Source organism: Arthrobacter sp. 10T425, assembly GCF_056393985.1.
Genome location: NZ_JBFTGZ010000006.1, coordinates 229,764 through 248,177 on the forward strand (window position 1 = coordinate 229,764; position 18,414 = coordinate 248,177).

An 18,414-nucleotide genomic window follows, 5' to 3' on the forward strand; every position below is an offset into this window, starting at 1 on the left:
AACAACCAACCCTTTCTAGGCCTGTTTTGCTCACCATCCGAGTGCGCTCTGGAGTTGGTCGCCACCGAAGCCGACAGTGCCACCTCCAAAGGCGCCTCCCCACAGTCCCACGGTATTCGTCTGGTTGTAGTTAAACATGCCGTTCACAGTCCGAGGCGCAAAGTACGGCATCTGCCTTAGCGTGCTAACGCCTGTCTGGTTGAACGCCGGTATGCGCCCCACAGGTATCGCGGCAGCACCCGCTCCAAACAGGCCTGTTGCCCCGGCCTTCGCGGGGTCAATGGGATCCCCGGCGACGACGTTCTCCAGCATCGAACCTGTTCCCGCACCAACGCCACTGATGGCCATCGTTCCGGCCTTGGCAACCACGCCGGTCGACGACAATGACATCCCTCTGGCGAGGCTGCCGCCGGCCGGCCCCGCGAGGCCGCCTACGGCACCGGCGAAGCCACCACCAGCGATCTTGCCCGCAAAGTCCCAGCCGTTATTGATGCGCCCGCCTTTCTGATAAAGGTAGCTCGCGGCACTTGCACCCGCACCGACGACCCCGTTGGCGCCAGCACTTACTCCGAGCGCTGCTGCAGCCTGTCCGGCCGGCGCACCCGCGAGGACGCCCCTAGTCCACATGGCCGCGCCGCCACCTGCAGCACCGGTAGCCGCGCCTATCGCGGTGTTGCCGAGGACCGACCACCAGTCGACCGAACCCTTCTGCGATTTCTGGGAAAAGACCGAGAGGCCACCCGAGCTCAATGCCCCGGCGATAGCTCCTGCCGCGATGATGTTGAGCCCCGGCACGAACAATGCAGCAACGCCAGCGGCCACGGCGAGTCCCGCAACGACGTACTCCCAGTGGCTCCCGGCCGATTTGTCGTAGGCCTTCAGCTCGTCATCAGTGAGCGGACGCAGCCCGGTGGGGTCGGTGGTGTTGAGGGGGTTATTGCCGGCGTAGGCGTAGGGGTTGCCGTCCCAGCCCGCGCCGAGGACGGGGGAGAGAGGATCGGTGGAGAGGAAACCTCGAGTAGCGGGGTCGTACGCACGTGCCCCGAGCCACTCCAGGCCAGCGATGTCCAGGCCGCCGTTGCCGGTCAGAGTGATCCCGGCGGGCAGCACACCGGCCAGCCCGGACACCGAACCCAAACCAGCGGCACCACCAACGGCAGTGCCACCCGGACCCGGGCCAGGGACTGCCGGCGCGCCGATGACGGCCCAGGGGTCGGACTGGTCGGTGGGGCGGGCGGCCCGCCAGCCCGGCGCGATCCAGGCGTCCTCGATACCGGTGACACCACCAGGCAACGAAAGGACCTGTTGACCGCCGAAGCCGGCCAGGGTGGGGATGGGGGTGGCGGTGTCCCACCACAGCTCCGACCCATCAACGGCAGCCAGCTCGCCGAGGGCGTCCACCCACAGCTCATGCCGGGAGGTTTCCATGCCGTCGGGCGTGCGGTCGGCAACGCTCTTCAGCTGGCCGCTCTGACCCCACGAGTACTCGGTCCAGGACCCGTCCGGGTGGATGAGCCGGGTGCGGCGGCCCAGGCCGTCATGAACATACTCAGTCCGTGAATCGTCAGCGTCCGTGACGGCGAGGAGCTGTCCAGCGGCGTCGTACTCATAGACCCGGGAGCCACCCGGCGTGGATTCCCGGATAAGGCGCCCGCCGGCGTCGTACATCCACTCGGAGACCGCCGAGACCATTTGGCCGGCCCCGTCATACCCGTACTGGGTCACAGTACCGGCGCGGGTCAGGGCCGTGATCCGGCCGTCCTCGTCCCGGCCGATCAGGGTGACATCGGTCGAGAGCGGGTCAGAACGGTCCGTGCGGCTGTGCTCGGACAGGCTCCCGTAGCGGTAGGCCCATTCCTGGACCAGGTTCCCGGCAGTGGCTGCGGTGATACGCCCCGACGCATCGTGGGAGAACACGGCCTCCCCGAGCCGGGGGTTGCTGACAGCGGTCACCCGGCCTGCGGCATCCCGGACATAAGTGGTGGTGGTTCCGTGCGCGTCGGTGAAACCGGTGCGGTTCCCGTCGGCGTCGTACTTCCACGACATTCCCCGGCCGCCGCGGGTGCGGGACGCCAGCCGCCCGCAGCGGTCATACGCGAGCTCGTGCTCGACGGCCAGCCCGTCAGCGCCCGTGTAATCGGTAATGATTACGCGGCGGCGGATCAGGTCGCGTTCGACGCCGGCAATGGGCTTCCCGTCGAACGAGGTGGAGGATTCCCGGCCGGCCCGGTCATACGTCCAGGTTGTGGTGTGTCCGTCCGGGTCGGTCTGGGACAGTTGCCGCCCGGCGGGATCGTAGGTGGCGGTGCTCATCCGCCCGAGCGGATCGGTGACGGAATCAACCTGGTCCGTGGCCGTGTAGGTGCGGGTGGTCACCCCGCCCAGGGGATCGGTGATCCGGACCAGGCGCCCGCGGACGTCGTACTCGAACCGGGTCCGGCCGCCCACGCCGTTGACGGTCTCGGTCAGTTCCCCGGCGGTGTTGTATTTGAACCGGCGCGTGCCGTACCAGGAGTCCTGGCTGAACGTCAGCCGCCCGGCCTTGTCGTAGCCGTACCGGGAAACGCCCTGACCGGGGGTGCGGCGCAACACAAGCCGCCCGCACGGGTCGTACTCGAAGGTCTCGACCTCGCCCGTGGGCAGCGTCCGGGAAATGACGCGCTGATCGGCGTCGTAGGCCAGTTCCGTGACCGCGCCGAGGGGGTCCGTGGTTTTCCAGGGCCGCCCGCACACGTCGTACTCGTACCGGGTAACGGCACCGCTGGGGGAGGTGATCGACGTGATCTTCCCGGCCACGTCCCGGCCCAGGACCGTCAGGCCGCCGTCGCCGTCGACGAGCTCCACCGGGTTGCCCGCCGCGTCATAGGAGATGAGCTCCGCGGAGCCGTCCACCCCCTGGACCTGCCTGGGGCGCCCGTACGCATCGAAGCTGTACGTCGAGGATGAGAACGCGTCCGTCAGCGTCGCCGTCCCGGCCTTGCGGTCCGCGGTCGCGTCTGTGCGGACCCCGGTGGGGTCGACGACGGCGGTCAGGGCGCCGATCTTGTCGTACTCCCGTACCCAGTCATGGCCGGCGGGGTCCGTGATCCCGACCAGCCGGGAAAGCGTGTCATGGACAAAGCCCCAGCGGGCACCGTCGGGCAGCACCGCGGCGGTGACGTTGCCGAGCTCATCGAAGACCCGCTCAATGGCCCGGCCCAACGGATCGATTGTCCGGACCAGTTCACCGTTGACGGCGTATTCGAGTTCGGTCCGCCCGCCGTCCGGGGCGACGAACGCCGTCGTCCGCCCCGCCGAATCGTGTTCGAAGGCCCAGACGGCGCCGTCCGGGTCCTCGCGCCGCACCAGCGGGCCCGCGGCGTCGTAGCTGAAACGGGTCTCAGCGCCCGACGGGCTGATGGCCGTGACCGGGCGGCCCGCATGGTCACGGACGATCCTTGCGATGTCTCCTACAGCGTTCCGGGTCGCGACCAGGTCCCCGAACCCGTCGTACTCAAAGCCGACCGTCACTCCGGCCGGGTCCACTACTTGGGCCAGTTGCCCGTTCCGCCACTGAAGCTCGGTGCGCCCGCCCAGCGGGTCCAGGATCACCGAGGGATCCCGCGACACCTCATCGGCATACTCATACGAGACGACCGACCCGGACTCCGTCACCAGCGTGGTGATGCGGTCTTGCTCATCCCAGCCGTAGGTGAGGTCCGCGCCTTCCGGGGTCACGGTCCGGGTCTTCCGGCCCCGCCCGTCGTAGGCGTGCACCGTGACCGTCCCGTCGCGCTCCGTGAACGACACCAGATTTCCGTGGCCGTCATACGCCATGGACTGACGCTGGTCATGGGAATCAAGCACCCCGACCAGGCGGCCCTTCGCATCGGCGATCCACGAGTTTGAGCGGGTACCGTCCTCATCCGAAACCACCGTGACCCGGCCCGGCAGATACGCGAACCTGGTCCGGCGCCCATGCTGGGAGGTCTGCAGGACAACCCTGCCGTGTTCGTCGTAGGTGTTCTCTGCCTCGAGAACGCCCGCAGCCGAGACCACGGCCTCGATCAGGCCCTGCTCATTCCACCGGTAGGTGCGCGTCCCCAGCCCGGTCTCCACACGCGTCAGCCTGCCAGCGGCGTCGTACGCGTACTCCACCCGGCGCCCGTCCGAGGCCCTCACCACGGCAACAAGCCCGTCCACGTACTCGACGTCGAGGAAACGGCCCCGCACATGCGCCAGCCGGGTCACCAGTCCGGCACTGCCGGCGTCAGCTGGCCCTTCCCGGAGAACGGACGCCGTCCGGCCAGGCCCGGACCCGGCACCGAGCCACACGCCGGCCAGGCTGTAAGCCCACCACGCGCCCTGGTTGTCCCGGACTACCAGGAGCTCGACCGTACCGTCAGGCAGGGAGCCCAGCTCCGCCAGGTCAGCAGCTTTTGCATGCTCGCGGGCCAGCCAGTAATTCTCTCCCACACCCCTGCCCCAGCCGGTGCCCTCCCGGGGGAAGTCCACGGCGCGGCCGTCGGCCATCACCCACCGGCAGCCCTCATCCGAGACCGCGAGGTACTGATCCAGAACCGAGGCCCACCCAGGACCAAACACCCCGGGCATCTCCAAACCTGACGCCAGCGAGTTGTACATCCGAGACAGCACCACGTTTGAGGCAACCCCGGCGAACCCCAGATCCGTTTCCGGCTCGATGAAGTTTCCCGTTGAGGTGTTCACGGGATCATTGGCGTACCCGCTGGTCGGCATCGCACCGGCCGCCGTGGGCGGATCAATCGCCAACGAGGACCGGGTCGCACTCACCCCCGCCGCAGCGAGCGCCTCGTTCACCGCCGCGTCTGAAACACTCGACACGGCCCCCTCGCCGCCGGCGGCGGCAAATGCATCCGCAACCGTCACCGCCCATTTCGCGTCGTTCTCGTTCGCCTGCAAGTACCGCCGGTATGCGGTGATCACTCCGGACGCGTCTATTGAACCCCAGTAGCAAGCAGACGCGAACGAGGACATTTGCCCGTGCAACGAGCCCGGCTCGGCCGCCAAACCGTCGTCCAGGCCCCGCGACCCTGCCGCGAAGGACCGCAGATCAGCCGGCCGCGCCGAGGACGTCCCGCCTCCATACCCGCCACCGGGCGCCGGGGTTTCCCGTGAGCCCAGGGCCGCCGAGGCCGGAGCAAACGACGGGGCCGGACCCGGATCCGCGTTCGGCCGCTCCGACTCACCAAAAAACCAGTCCCTGGCCTGTTCGAAGCCGTTCCGGTCGTTGTGCTCCCGGACCCACTCGTTGTTCCGCCGGCGCCGATCATCCTCATCACGCCCGGCCTCGATCATCTGCCCCACATAGCCGGCGACCGTCCGCAATGCTGAGGCCAGGGCCTCCGCGTCGCCCGCAGCCGTTACTGCGTTCGCCGCGAACAGGTCCGAGAAATGGCCCTGGAAGTCCGTCTTCGCCGTGGAAACATACGAAGCCCGCGACCCCGCCTGCCCCTCAACCCGCGACGCCGCCGATTCAAATACCGACTGCACCGCCTCGGCCACGGCATAACTGAACCGCCCGCCATGAGAAGCATCCGACGCCGGCAACAGCGGCACCTCAACGAAATCGGTCACAACCAAAGCCCCCCACAGAACAAGAACTGGAACAGAAAGACAAACCACCAAACGTGCATCGGCCAGGTAACCGCCCACTCACCAGAGCGGCGCGACTACCTGGCCCTCACGCAATCACATACAGGCTCAGGCGCCGCCGCCAGCAGAGAAGATGTCCTGCGAAATCTTCTGCAGCTGCCCCCGCAACTGCTCGAGTTCCTCCTTGGCCTTGTCCAAAGCAGCCTTCGTCTCCGGCCACGTAGAACCTCGGAACTGCGCAGCCAGGGGACCATCCCAAATATTCGGATCTGACAAAACTCGTCCCTGCGCATCCAGCGCCGAGATCTGATCCGTGAAACCACCGTTAATGATCGACTGCACCTGCCCAATCGCAGCCTTCGCTTGCTCAGTAGACAACACACGCGACATAGAAATTCCTCCCAAGAGACAAGCGCTTCTCCGCCGGACACGTAACCGCCGACGACCAGACGGTGCCGACGCTACCAACACACGTCAATAAATCCAACAAAAAGAAAAACTAGGACGGCGGGACATGACCGCCCAAGTCATGCGCATGACACAGGCAAACCGCGATTAGTCCATTCGTGAGTGAAACCCCGTATCATGCTGAAGGCACCATGAACGGAAGAGGGGACGATCATGTCCAGACGGACTACCACGCACCAGCACATCCCGGGGCGCCGCATCGCGCCCGGCCGGGCGCTGGGCGCTTTCCTTGCCGGCCTGGGGCTGATCGCGACGACGTCGTGCGGCCCGGCCCCCGAGCCGGAGTCGGTGTCCAATCCGGTCAAGCTCCTGCAGAGCGTGCGCGTGGGCATGTCCCCGGCCGCCGGGGTCGAGACGATCGAAGGCACCACCATCTCTGTGTCCGCGGCCGGCGACTCTTCTGCAGCGGACACGAAGTACGACGCCGCCCAGGCGGTGGGCGAACTGCCGGTGCGAGTGAGCCTGCAGTACCGGGCCGGCGACAAGTCCGGCTCCGACCTCACCGAGCTTCAAGGCCACACCGGGCCGGTCGAGATCGACCTGACACTGGAGAACCTCACGGTTAAGCCGCGGGTCATCGAATACGATGCCGCGGGCCAAACCCGCTCCGATACCGCCCTCGTGGGCGCCCCGCTGACTATCGCCGCCTCAACGAAGCTCACCGGTGTACGGGCCGACGACGTCACCGCCGGCTCTGCGGACGGCGGAACGGGCACCAACGGCGTCTTGAGCAGCACCGAGGACGGTGCCACCGTGGTGCAGTGGGCCACCGTGCTGGCCCCACCCCGTTCGGGTGCGAGCACCACGCTGCGCCTCGTTGCTGAGGTCAAGGACTTTCAGGTCCCTGCTTTCGACGTGGCGGTCCAGCCGGGCCTTAACACCGACCTCAGCGCGGACGGCGTGCTCGCTGGCGCGTTCTCCTCCGGTGCGGGCTCCGAGATGGGGCTGCAACGCCGCACCATCTCGCTGGTCTCGGACGTCAACACCGTGTTGACCAAGGCCGGATCCACCATCACCGAGGTCCGGCAGAACCTGCAGGAGACCTCTCAGACCCTGGGTGCGAAGACCGCGGGCGAGCTGCGCGATAACTCCACGGCCCTGGCCGCAACCATGGTGGACCTGAAGGAGCAACTGAAGACTCTCGGCGCGGACCTGGAGGCCGCGACGAAGTCAACGCAGTCCACCACCGCGTCCCAGCTGAAGCTGACCGTCGCCGCCGTGGACGCGATGCTGGGCGACACCTCGGCCGTGCCCGCGACGGCTCCCATCAAGGGTGACGGCTGCACCGCGGAGGTGCCCAAATCGGGGAAGGCGGCCACGGTCTATTCCAGCATCCAGACCATGGCCTCGCAGCTCGACGCCTACGCGAAGGTGAGTGCGGGCTGCCGGGATATCGTGGCGGGCGCCATCAAGGCCACCATGGGCCCCGAGGACCCCACCGCGGAGGAATGCGCGGAGCAGGGCTCGATGACATGCTCCCTTTACGGCTCTGCCGTGACCGTCACCGGCGCGTTGCTGGGCCTGGTGAAGAAGGGCGACGAGCTCGTGGCGGACCTGCAGCCGCAGATGGTCGAGGGCGCGATCAAGGATCAGGAGGCTGCCGCCGTCACGCTGGAGAAGGTGCGCGCCGATTTCGCTGCGGTCCTCGACGGCGCCGAGACCACGGAAGACTACAAGACTGCCCTCGCAAACGTGGAAGAAGCGATCAAGTCCGCCCGGGGCTCCGTCGCCGCGACCCGGGACGCGGCCGCTGCGGTCCGCGGCAGCATCGACGGCCTGCGGCAGAAGCTGGGCGACATCAAGAAGACTGCGCAGGACGCCCGGGGCGAGTTGGGTGACCGCTCGCTGCTGAACGGCTCGATGACGCAGCAAACGCAGCGGCTCGCCGACGAGTTGTGCAAGATGGCCGACGGCGCCTCGCCCCGCGAGGGCCGACTGTCCGCCGAGCAAGCGGAGCGGCTGCGTTCCTACCTGACGTCCGCACCTTGCGAGCCCACGGATGAAAGCGGAAACCCCGCGCAGGAACTGCGCCCGCCGCTGGGGTTCAAGGACCCTCTGGACGATCGGATCCAGGCCCAGACGGCCGCCTGGGACGCGGTCCTGGCGGCCACCGACACCACCGCCCCGGACGAGGAGATCGGCCAGGCGTTCACCACTTTGGGGACGACGATCGACGACATCGACGCCAAGCTGGACGCCATCAAAGAAGCCACGAAGGCGCTCGACGGCGCCGCCACGGGCGACGTCAACAGCAACAAGCGCGAACTCGTTGCCCTGGACGCCGCGCTTGGTAAGGCGATCGACTCCTCCGGCCGGGTCGGCTCGACGCTCGCGAAGCTCAAGGAGCAGCAGGACGGGCTCGGCGACAAGATCAAGAAGTCCCTCCGCGAGGTTTCGGCGGAGACCGCCGCCGAGGTCTACAAGACCGTGGACGAGCAAGTGCGCCGGGTCGCCGAGATCGGCGACGCGGGCTCCGACGCCGTGATCACGGCTTTCAACCGCTCCATCTCCGGTTTGAAGTCCACCTCGGACGAGGTGGTGAACGACGCCGAGGGCACGGTGAATAAGCAGCGGGACGAACTGCGCGGGCAGAGCGACGCGCTGGCCGCATCCCTGGACAAGAGCACGCAGTCCTCGCTCGCGAACATCGCCTCCAGCACGTCCGGCTCAACCCGTGACGTCGAGGGCGCCAGCGCCCTCCTGTCCTCAAGCCTCACCAAGGTGATGCTCGACCTGGGCGACCGTTCGGTGAACGGATCCGGCCTGCTCGGCTCCATGGCCACAAGCGCCGCCAAAGCCGACACCGCTGACTATCAGCTGGCACTGGCATCGCAGAACGCTGAGGGCTATGCCAATATCCGCTCCAGGGACGTGGCGGGGCTGCTCCTGCGCCAGGCGCAGTTCAAGGCTTCACTCACCGCGGTCGACGAACTGCCACCGTTCCACCTCGAGGTGCCGGCCGGCGCCACGTCGCAGACCCTGTACACACTGAAGATCGGCGGCACCGCATGAGCTCCCGCACCGGGCTCATGACCCTGATCGTCGCGGGCATCACTGTCGTCCTCGCGGCTGCGATCGCCCTGACGACCGTGGCGCTGAGCCGTCCCAAGGAGGCCTCACGGCCCGATCCGGTAGCCGCGACGGTTCCCGTTGCGCTAAAAGCCGAGGGCCTGCCGAAGGACTTCTCCATCGGCGTCGTCCTCACCCTGGGCCAGTCCGGCGAGCCCGGCTCCGAGTACAACCGGGCGGCACAGGGCGCGATCGTCGCCGCACAGCGCTTTGCCAAGGGCGGCGCAACCGTCGCCCTCGTAGCCCAGAACGACCGCGGCACGGAGGATGGCGCCCGCGCTGCCGTCCACGCGCTCGCCGAACAGGGAGCATCGGGTGTCGTCGTGGCGACCACGGGAGCGCCGGCCCGGGCCGCGGCAAAGACCGCCGAGGAGCTCGGCCTCCCGGCGATCCTGCCCTACGCCGAACCATCGGACCCCGCGCAGACCACTTGGACCACGAGGCCGTCGGGCGCATCCGTCGCGGCCGCCCTTCGCGCCGCGCTGAACGGCAAAAACAGGGTGCTGCTCGTCGGGGACGGCGGCGAGGTCCCTGCCTCGGTCGGGATCTCACAGACGCTGAACCTCGATGGCTTCGACGCGGTGACGGACCTGGCCCAGGAGGCCGCCATCCGAACAGGGGACCAGCTGCGCCCTCCTGCCGAGGATGCCCCAGCAGGCGCCGGGTCCACGAGGGTCGCCGAGCCCGCGGACGCCGTGGTTGTCTCGGCCGCCACCCCGCAGCGGCTGGCCCGGCTGGTCCAGGCCCTGCAGGCCCGCGACGTGTCCGTCCCCGTCGTCATACCGGACGGCGCCACCGCCCCGGCCTTCGCCTCCACGCTCGCCGAACTCGACGGCGCCGCCTCCGGGCAGCTGGTCAGCGTTGCCCCGGCCGGCGGCGATGCCACGGCGCTCCAGCAGGACGCCCAGGGGCGCGGGATGTCCGCATTCCTGTCCGCCGTGCGCCTGGCCTCCGGCGACCCGAAGGTCAAGAACCTGACGGGCGATGCCGCGTTCTCCGCCGACGCATGGGCGGCGGACTCACGCAGCCACGACGCCGTCGTCGCCCTCACACGGGCGGCCGCATCGGCTGGAAGCGGCGAGCCGTCCAAGGTCGGCGCGGCGTTGCGCACCATGTCCTTCGGTCCTGGTGACGGCCTCGCCGGGCCGGCGCTGGATTTCTCGCGCTCCGCGGCGCTGACCGCGGAGGCAATCCCGGTCTACGCTTCCCCACAGGATCTGGGCCTGCGGCCGCCGGATGAGGCCGCTCCTCGGCTCGTCTGGGTGCCGGCGCCGGCAAACCCCTGACCACCTGCCCCCGGCTCGCCCCAAAGCGGGCGGGAACCATCCACCACTGAAGGAGCGCCCGGTGCGTGTGCTGATCGACCTGGACGAGCGTCGCTTTGAGTGCGACGTGGCTCACGCCGCGCCCGCCACGACGCTGACAGACCTCGTGGAGGCCGCCGGTGGCCCGCGCCTGGCACCCGATGAGGCGGTGTTCGTGAACGAGGCCGAGGTGCGTGGTTCCACCCCCGTCTCAGAGCTGATCTTCCTGGAGGGCAGCCGCATCTCGCGGGCGCCGTGGCAGATTCCGCAGCGCGTGCGCGGCTGGAGCGTGACGCTCGCCGGCGGCCAGAGCACCGGCGGCGTGACTGACGTTCCGCACGGGCGAGAGATGCTCATCGGCCGGTCCCCTCACGCCGATCTGAGCCTTCCGACCGAAAGCGCGTCATGGGACCACTGCCGCCTGCGCCGGGAGGAGGACGGGCTGCGGGTGTTCGATGGCGGGTCCACGAACGGCACCCTCGTCAATGGCGAGCCGGTGGGGGAGGACGGGGTCCTGGTGACCGAAACCGCCACGATCACGGCGGGCGGCGCGGTGCTCCTCCTGCGCCGGTCCCTGGACGAGACGCCCGCCCCGCCGCCTGGCAGCCTGCACAACCTCACGCCGGCGGCGACAGCGCCCTTCAACCGGCCTCCCCGCCCCGGGCAGACCCCGGCGGGCGAGCCCCTGGTCCCGCCGAGCCGCAAGGACGTGCCGCCGGCCAGCAAATTCAGCTACATCACGGTGCTCGCGCCCCTCGTGATGGCGGCGGCGATGGTCTTGATCCTGCGGGACTTGCGCTTCGCGATGTTCGCCATGCTCAGCCCGGTCATGGCCGTGGGCATGTGGTTCGAACAAAAGCGCCGTCACGCCCGGGGCCTCAAAGAAGAGGACGAGCGCTTCGCCGGGGCGCTCCAAGGATTCGAGCGGCAGATCCGCGAAGCCGCAGCGACGGAGACCGCACGACGCCATCGGATGATCCCCGATCCCGCGACCGTAGTCCGGCGCCCCGCACTCCCCGCCACGTCCTTGTGGCAGCGCCGCGCCGACGCGGACGACTTCCTGGCCCTGCACGCCGGCACAGGTGACGTCCCCTGGAAGCCCGAGGTGGACCGCACAGCCGGGTCGCGGCTGGATGAGAAGGTGAAGGACTCCCTCGCGGCCGCGCGCCTTCAGGCCGCGCCCGTGCTCGTGGACCTGACCGACGCCGGTGTGGTGGGTATCGTCGGGCCGCGGGAGGGGACTCTGGCGCTCGCGCGATCCCTCCTGGCCCAGGCCGCGGTGCACGTCGGCCCAGCCGACCTGACCATCGGCGTCTTCTGCGACGCCGGACGCGCTGACGAGTGGGAGTGGGCTTCATGGCTGCCGCACACGCGCCAGGCCGGCAGCAGCACGGGCGAGCGGTGGATGTCCGCGGACCGCGAGGCGAGCCTGGCCATGCTGCGCACGCTCAAGGACGCTGTGCAGGAGCTGCCCACACCAGCGATGCTGGTGGTCCTGGACTCCGAGGTCCTCACGGAGGGCAGGGACTCACCGGCACGCGCGCTGCTCGGCACGGGCCGCTCCGTGCCCGGGGCCCATGGGAGCCCGCAGCAGCGCCCGTCCCGGGTGGCGGGCATCGTCATCGCGACTTCGGAGGAACAGTTGCCGGCCTCCTGCACCACGATCATCAGGGTCGGTTCGGACGCAGCGGCCACTGTGGACCAGCCGGAGGACCTGACCCGCGTGGAGGACGTCATCCTGGCGGGCCTGGACCAGGAGGAGGCCCTTCGCTGCGCAATGCGCGTGGCGCACTTCGACGATCCGGAGCTGAGCGTGCCCGGGGCCTCGCTGCCCCCGCTTGTGCGGCTGCCCGGGCTCCTCGGCTACGACCGCCCGGACTCGACCACGATCCGTCGCATGTGGCAGGCTCCCACCGGAGTCTCCACGCCGATCGGCACAGGGGAGAACGGTACCCTGACCCTGGACCTGGTCAAGGACGGCCCGCACGGCCTGGTGGGCGGCACCACCGGCTCCGGCAAGTCCGAGTTCCTCCGCTCGCTTGTGGCCGGCCTCGCGGCACGCAACGATCCGACGCGCCTGAACTTTATCCTCGTCGACTTCAAAGGCGGGGCCGCCTTCAAGGCATGCGAACGCCTTCCGCACACCATCGGCACGATCTCCAATCTGGACGAGCAGCTCGCCGACCGGGCCCTCCGCGCCCTGGAAGCGGAGATGGAACGCCGCCAGCGGGTCTTCGCGGAGGCCGGCGAGGGCATCGACAACCTGAACGCCTACCTGGCCACGAACCCGGCCGAGCCCATGCCCCGGCTGCTGCTCGTGATCGACGAGTTCGCCATGCTGGCCAAGGACTTCCCGGACGTGCTCAAAGCTCTCGTCAGCGTGGGGGCAGTGGGCCGCACCCTTGGTGTGCACATGATCCTGGCGACGCAGCGCCCGGCGGGCGTCGTCAGCGACGACATCCTCGCGAACACCAACCTTCGGGTGGCGCTGCGGGTGCAGAGCCGCGACGACTCCAACAACGTCATCGGTGTGCCCGCCGCCTCGGCGATCGGCCGGGCCCAGATGGGCCGGGCATTTGTGAAACTGGGCCAGGACGACATCACCCCCGTGCAGACGGCCCTCGTGACCGGGCGGGCGCAGCTCGGCGCCGGGCCTGCCGTGGACGTGCGCGAGATCCGCCAGTTCGGCGTCCCCGTGCCCGCGGCGGCGCCGCCACGGTCTGCGGCCGTGGACGAGAACGACCTCGAACTGCTCATCGACGCCGTAGTCGCAGCCAACGCCGAGGCAGGGTACGCCGAGCCGCGGCAGGTCTGGCCGGAGGCCCTGGGCGAGCGTGTGGAGCTGGAGGGTTACCTTCCTCAGCCGAACGGCGGCCGTCGCGCCGCGCCGTCCGACACTCCCACCGATCCCGCACGCCGGCCGCTGCCGTTGGTGGGCGCCGTCCGAGGCTCCACGGTCCAGGTGGCAATCGTCGACGAGCCGGAGCTGCAGCGCCAGTCCGCGGCGGGATGGGACATGTCCGTGGGGAACCTGATGCTCATGGGCGTGGCCGGCTCCGGCACGAGCACCACACTGGCCTCGATCGCGCTGACGCTGGCGAAGGACGCCGATCCGGCCGAACTGGACCTGATGATCCTCGACATGGGCTCCCGTGAACTCGAAGCCCTGGAACGCCTGCCGCACACCGTGGCGTATGTGGGAACCGGGGCCGGTGCCAAGGAGCAGCAGGCCCGTTTCCTGCGGCACCTGCACACGGAGCTCGAGAGCCGCCGCGCCGAGCCTGGCAGGCACCGCCGCACCGTGGTGCTGCTGGACGGCCTGGCCTCGCTGCGGGACGAGTTCCAGGATTTCGAAGGGCAGCAGCTGCTGGCGCTGCTGTATCGGGCGTACGCGGACGGCCCGGCGCTGGGACTGTCCTTCGCGGTCTCCACCACACGCGCCAAGGCGGTGCCCTCGGCCATGAACGAGGTGACGCTGCAGAAGTGGCTCTTCCGGCTGGCGGACGACTACGACTACTCCTCGCTCGGAGTCCGGGGCAAGGAAATCCCCGCGGCGCTTCCTGGGCGCTGCGTGGATCCCCGCACCTCGCTCCAGATGCATGTGGCCACGCCCGGTATCGGGGTCGAGGCTGCGGTGGATCGCATGCGGCAAAGCTGGGCACACGCACCCGCGAAGACCCCGGCGATCCGGCGCCTGCCCTCCAACGTCACCATGCTGGAGCTAGGGGTGGAACCCCGGCTGGAGGCCGAACCCTGGCTCATCCCGGTAGGAATAAAGGAGGCTGACCTCTCGCCGGCGTTCCTGGAAATCTACGAGGGCGAGCACGCGCTTGTCGCCGGGCCTGCCCGGTCGGGAAAGTCCACGCTGCTGCTGGCCCTGGCCGCAGCCCTGCGTGGCGCGGCCACCTCACGCGGGCCGGCTCAGGTGTGGGGCATCTGCGATCGCCGCTCGCCCCTGGCCCTCGCCGATCTGGATCGCGTGGCCGTCGGCACGGATGAAGTGCCGGCCCTGCTGGCCTCCCTGCGCCTCGAGCGCGGCCCAGTGTTCCTGCTCATCGACGACGCAGAGCGCTTCGAGGACACCGATCAATCCATCGCGGGGACTGTGACATCCGGGCAGCCGGGGCTGTGCGTCATCGCGGCCGGACGGGCCACGGATCTCCGCGGGCTGTACAGTCACTGGACCAAGACGCTCCGCAAATCCCGCCTGGGCGTGCTGCTGCAACCGGATGCAGATTACGACGGCGAACTGCTGGGCACCGCACTCCCGCGCAGGGCGCCGGTGGCGCTGAGTGCGGGGCGTGGATATATCGGCGTCGGCGGCCAATTGGCACTGATCCAGTCGATGAGCGCCGAGGGCTGAGCCCGGCTACGAGCGCCTACGACGAACGAGTGGACGGCCGGGGGCCTTGAAGAATCAGATCGATAGCGTTGGGGAGTACGGTATGAAATTCGCACAGACGGGTCAGGCTCTGGGAGCGTCCTACCGCTTCGGCGAACGGGTGGGCTCCGGCGCCGTCGGCGAGGTCTGGACCGTCACCTCTGCCGACGGCCGGACGCTTGCCGCCAAAGTCCTGCGCCCGGAGCACGCCGACGATCCCTCGCTCGTAGAGCGGTTCGTCCGTGAGCGATCCGTCCTGCTTGGCCTGCAGGACTCGCACATCGTCACGGTGCGGGACATGGTGGTGGAAGGCGCGCGGTTGGCCATCGTCATGGACTACGTCGCGGGAGGCTCGCTGCGCGACGCGCTCAAGGAGGCGGGACCGCTGCGTCCTCTGGACGCGTTCAACGTCGCCGCAGAAGTGTTCGACGCACTGGCTTTCGCGCACTCACGAGGCGTGACCCATCGCGACATTAAGCCGGACAACGTGCTCCTCGCCCGCCCCTGGCCCGAGTGCGCCGCGGGCGACGTACGGGTCTCCGACTTCGGCATCTCCGACGTCGTGGGCGAGAAGATCCGCCAGACGACCGGTCTCATCGGCACCCCGCACTACATGCCTCCCGAGCTCATCAGCCAGGGCCGGTCCGGCCCGCCGGGCGATGTGTACTCAACGGGCATCATGCTCTACGAGCTCCTCGCCGGGCGCACTCCTTTCGCCGGGCCGGGGACGGACTTCAGCGTCGCGTACCGCCATGTTTCCTCGCGCCCGCCCCGGATCCCCGTGGACGACGCGGTATGGAACGTACTCGACTCGCTGCTGTCCAAAGACCCCGCCCGACGCCCGACGGCGAGTGAGGCCGCGGCGACGCTCCGGCGTCTCGCACCCCGCCTTGCCGGCAGCAGCCCGATCACGCGTACCGAGGCCCCGGAGGACTTCGACGCCGTCGAACGCTCGGCCACCGTCGTCCGGGGCGCCTTCACGGACGAGGACCTCGCGGCCTTCGCGTCAGGCTCGCCAGATGACCAAGCCGGGAAGGCTCCCGAGCTCGGGGAGGCCGACAGCGCCACCATCGCCCGGCCAATCCCGCGTCGCGAAGTGCGGCCCCGGGCGGAGGCCCGGCTCGAGGAACAGGTCGCCACCCCGTTCTGGCGCACTCGCAAAGCGTTACTGCTCGCGGGCGCCGCCACCCTGCTCGTCGTCGCGATGGTCGTGGGGTTCGTTGTCCTCGCCCCTGCAGGTCAGCAAATGCAGCCCACCGCGGAAGGCCAGGTGTCCAAGCAACTTCAGGATGCGGCGCTGCCAACCGGCCTGACAATCTCGCGGGAGGCCTCCTATGAGGCGTCCTCCGGTCAGGTCCGCTTGACTGTCGCGTACTCGGCGCAGAAGGCGCCGTTGTCCGGTGATTTCCTTGAGGTGATCCCGGGCCTGGCCGATGGGGAAGCGTGCCCGACGGTCACGTGGGACGGGGCTTCGGTGAGCAGGAATCAGGCCTCGATCACCGGCCTTGACGTCGAGTGCGGCTGGAAGGTCTCGGGGTTGGAGGTCCCGGCCGGAGGGGCAGCCCAGGTCACCGCCAAGGTGTCAGTGTCGCCCGCGGACCAGCAGGCCCTCGACGCATGGCTGCGGGCTGGGTCCGAGGCGACGACGGCCGCGACGCAGGACCCTGCCGTCAAGGGCACGGCCTATACCGTCCAGCGGCTGAAGGGCGTGGAGGTGCGTACTCCGGCGCGCGTCGTGACGCCCAGCCCGCTAAAGATCACCCTCGTGCCAGTCTGGGCCGGCGGCGCCGACGAGCTGAACCCGCTCTACGTCAGTCCCGCGTCGGGCAAGCCCTCGCAGATGCTCGCCGCCGTGAGCGGCGGCGAGAAAGGAGTACGGTTCTCCGACGGCTGCGGCGGGGCGCTCGCGGTGGACAGCGCGGGGCTTACCGTGACGGCCCTGCAGATCACGCCCCAGTGCACCGTGCGTGCCAGCGTCGGGAACTTCACCGAGCTGCAGTCTCCGAGCTTTGGGATCACGTCCCGGGAAAACTCGTAAGACCGAGGGCTCCTAGGGCTCCTAGGACTGAGGACTCGGGGTTGCCCCCCGCGCGGCCATGACCTTGGCTTGGACGTGCGAGCCGCTCAGCCCACCCGGCCGTCCTGGCTTCTGTTCACGGGGCGGCCAGCCCGCCGTCCGTCCGGGCCGCTGTTCACGGGGCGGCCAGCCCGCTGCCGTCCGAACTGCACGGCTCGCCTCCGTCCGAGATTCTGTCACGCGGCCACCCGGCCGCCGTCCGAACCGCATGGCTCGCCTCCGTCCAAGCTTCTGTCACTCGGCCAGCCGGCTGCCGTCCGAACCGCATGGCTCGCCTCCGTCCAAGCTTCTGTCACGCGGCCACTCGGCCGTCCGGGCCGCTGCCCGGGGCGGCCAGCCCGCTGACGTCCGACGCGCACGGCTCGCCTCCGTCCGGGCTTCTGTCACCCGGCCACCCGGCCGTCCGGGCCGCTGCCGTTCGAGCCACGCGGTCACCCTGCCGTCAGGGCGTCTGTCACGCGGCGGCCACGGGGTCACTCCAGGCGGAAGTAGGTGTTCCGGCGGGGTGTCCGGGCGGGGTCGAGGTGGGGTGGTGGGATGAACCAGGGGATGCCGGTGCGCATCTGGATGCTCCAGTGTTCCTTGTGGATCACGTGGTGGTGATGGGAGCAGAGCAGGGTGCCGTTGCCGGTTCCGGTGGTTCCGCCGCGGGACCAGTAGGTGATGTGGTGGGCCTCGCACCAGGGGGCGGGGATGGTGCATTGCGGGAAGGCGCAGCCCCGGTCCCGGGCCGTGATGGCCTTGCGGATGTGGGGCGGGAAGATGCGGGAGGCCCGGCCGATGTCCAGGACCTGGCCCTCGCCGCCGAGGACGACGGGGATGATGTCGGCGTCGCAGGCGATTTTGCGGATGGTGCCTGCGGTGACGGGGCCGGTGAACAGCAGCGTCCCGGTGCCGTGCCTGGTTCCGGTGCTGTGCTGTGCGGTGTTGGCAGGGGCGCTTGCTTCGGCGGGAGTCGTCCCGAGCCGGGTGAGCAGGTCCCGGTAATCGATGGTGGCCATGACCTGGGGCCGGAGCCCGCCCGCGGCGGGCAGCCCTCCGGTGGCGAGGGCTGCTTTGCACGCGCCGACCAGGCCGTCGAGCAGCTTCTGCGGCCGGGAGCGGAGGTCCAGGGACGGCAGCGCGGGGTCCTCTCGCGAGGCGTCCTCTTCGGCCGTGGCGGAATCGTCAGCCGCGCAGGGCGCATCCGCCGGGCCGGTATTGGCCCGGACGGCCCCGGGAGCGCCAACGCCGGCAGCACTCGTGCCGCCGGCGGATTCAATGACGTCAGGGCTGTACCCGGCGGCTTCCCCCTCCGCCGCCGCCCCACCCTCGCCCGCCCCGCCCTCGCCCGGTCGGGCCTGCGCCGTGTTGCCGGTGGCGGTGCCCTGGCCGGTGTCTGGGCCGGTGCGGGGGTTGGTGGCGGTGTTCATCACGGTGATCAGGTGTTCGAACTGGTCCGTGGTGGCGAAGATTTCCAGGTGCTGCAGGCCGTGCCGGGGTTTGCGGAGGAAGGCGCCCTG

7 protein-coding genes are annotated in these 18,414 nt (G+C 69.4%); 4 read left to right on the forward strand and 3 right to left on the reverse strand.

All coding sequences use genetic code 11. The features are described 5' to 3' along the window. Positions 1-30: 30 nt before the first annotated feature. Both AC1DDH_RS09815 and AC1DDH_RS09820 read right to left on the reverse strand, forming a co-directional pair. Positions 31-5,595 carry a DUF6531 domain-containing protein gene (locus AC1DDH_RS09815; RefSeq protein WP_476955327.1) on the reverse strand — a complete coding sequence of 1,855 codons (5,565 nt, stop codon included), beginning with the start codon at positions 5,593-5,595 and terminating at the stop codon, positions 31-33. Between the two features lie 126 nt (positions 5,596-5,721). Next, entirely contained in the window at positions 5,722-6,003 is a 282-nt protein-coding gene (locus AC1DDH_RS09820; protein WP_028275663.1) for a hypothetical protein, read from the reverse strand. Between the two features lie 231 nt (positions 6,004-6,234). Between AC1DDH_RS09820 and AC1DDH_RS09825 the strand changes: the two genes are divergently transcribed. From AC1DDH_RS09825 to AC1DDH_RS09840, 4 genes are all read left to right on the forward strand, one after another. Continuing rightward, positions 6,235-9,093: a hypothetical protein gene (locus tag AC1DDH_RS09825; RefSeq protein WP_476955328.1), complete on the forward strand. Its 2,859-nt coding sequence runs from the start codon at positions 6,235-6,237 to the stop codon at positions 9,091-9,093. Continuing rightward, entirely contained in the window at positions 9,090-10,436 is a 1,347-nt protein-coding gene (locus AC1DDH_RS09830; protein ID WP_476955329.1) for a type 1 periplasmic-binding domain-containing protein, read from the forward strand. The genes AC1DDH_RS09825 and AC1DDH_RS09830 overlap by 4 nt, the downstream gene beginning before the upstream one ends. A gap of 61 nt (positions 10,437-10,497) precedes the next feature. Continuing rightward, positions 10,498-14,817 (forward strand): FtsK/SpoIIIE domain-containing protein, encoded by a 4,320-nt coding sequence (locus tag AC1DDH_RS09835; protein ID WP_476955330.1) that lies wholly within the window; start codon positions 10,498-10,500, stop codon positions 14,815-14,817. Between the two features lie 82 nt (positions 14,818-14,899). Further along, a complete protein-coding gene (locus tag AC1DDH_RS09840) occupies positions 14,900-16,873 on the forward strand; it encodes a serine/threonine-protein kinase (RefSeq protein ID WP_476955331.1) in 1,974 nt (657 codons plus the stop codon). Between the two features lie 512 nt (positions 16,874-17,385). Here AC1DDH_RS09840 and AC1DDH_RS09845 read toward each other — a convergent pair. Then, positions 17,386-18,414 (reverse strand): DUF222 domain-containing protein (locus AC1DDH_RS09845; protein WP_476955332.1); only part of this gene is annotated, 1,029 nt, incomplete at its 5' end.